The organism is Arthrobacter sp. GCM10027362 (assembly GCF_042679445.1).
Classification (GTDB): Bacteria; Actinomycetota; Actinomycetes; order Actinomycetales; family Micrococcaceae; genus Crystallibacter.
The window spans coordinates 1-1,213 of sequence record NZ_JBHTML010000375.1 but is presented as its reverse complement, the minus strand read 5'-3'; the positions used below and the strand labels follow the sequence as shown (position 1 = coordinate 1,213).

Sequence of the window (1,213 nt, the reverse complement as noted above, 5' to 3'; positions counted from 1 at the left end):
GGTAGCGGCAGGGCCGGCCGGCAACCGCAGCCGGCCGGGCCGCTCCCGCCGGCGCACCGGACGGCAGCAGTCGAACCTTGACCGCGACCGGGCGGGCGGGTTTAGGTTGGTACCCCGGGCATTAGGGGTACCCGCCGGCGCTGCAGCGGGTGGTCCGGGCGCTTCGGCCCGTCCGGGAGGGCGGGCGGGAAGGGAGGAAACGTCATGGCCCTGCTGGCGGAGCCGGGGTGCGCGGAGCGGCCGCTGACCGAGCCCGAGGCGGAAATCCATGTCGCCTCCGCCTGCTTCAGGACCGGGCCTGCCGGGGCGGTCGGGATCGAGATCGAGCGGATCGTCCATGACGCCTCGGACCACGCCCTGCCGGTTCCGGTGGACCGGGTCCGGGACGCCGTCGCGGGCGCCGGCCTTCCCGGCGGCGGCGCGATCAGCTTCGAACCGGGCGGGCAGCTTGAACTCAGCTCCGCCTGCGCACCGGATCTGCCCGGGCTCATCGGGGCGGTGCGCCAGGACCTGGCCGTCATCGACCCGCTGGTCGCACGGCAGGGCCTGTGCTTCGACGGGCTCGCCCTCGATGCGGTCCGCGTTCCCCGGCGCACCCTGGACCATCCCCGCTATGCCGCAATGCAGCGGCACTTCGACCGGTCCGGGCCGGCCGGCCGGACCATGATGTGCTCGACCGCGTCCCTGCAGGTCTCGCTCGAAGCCGGCCCGGACCAGGCCGGCCCCGGCGGCGCCGTCTCCCGCTGGCACCGGCTGCATGCGCTCCTGCCGGTGCTGGTGGCCATGTTCGCCAATTCGCCGTTCCACAAGGGGACCCCCAGCGGCTGGAAGAGCACACGCCAGCGCATCTGGCTGGACACGGACCGGACCCGCACCGCCCCGGTGCCGGGACCGGCGGAGCCCCGCGAGGCCTGGGCCCGGTATGCCCTGGACGCCCTGGTCCTGTGCATCCGGGGCGAGGGACGGTGCTGGGATGCCCCGGCGGGACTGCGCATGCGCGACTGGCTGCGCGGCGGCGGCCCCCGCCCGGCAACGCGCGCCGACCTGGACTACCACCTGACCACGCTTTTTCCGCCCGTGCGGCCGCGCGGCTTCCTGGAACTGCGGGTGATCGATGCCCAGGCCGGCGGCGACTGGGAGGTTCCGGCCGCCGTCGTCACCGCCCTCGTCGACGACGCCCGGGCCGCGGACCGCGCCGCCGAGGCGTGCGAAC

At 75.4% G+C, this 1,213-nt stretch carries 1 protein-coding gene; it reads left to right on the top strand.

The annotated features are described in order from the left end of the window. Window positions 1-204: 204 nt before the first annotated feature. Window positions 205-1,213 (top strand): glutamate-cysteine ligase family protein (locus ACFQ36_RS22770; protein WP_377017854.1); only part of this gene is annotated, 1,009 nt, incomplete at its 3' end.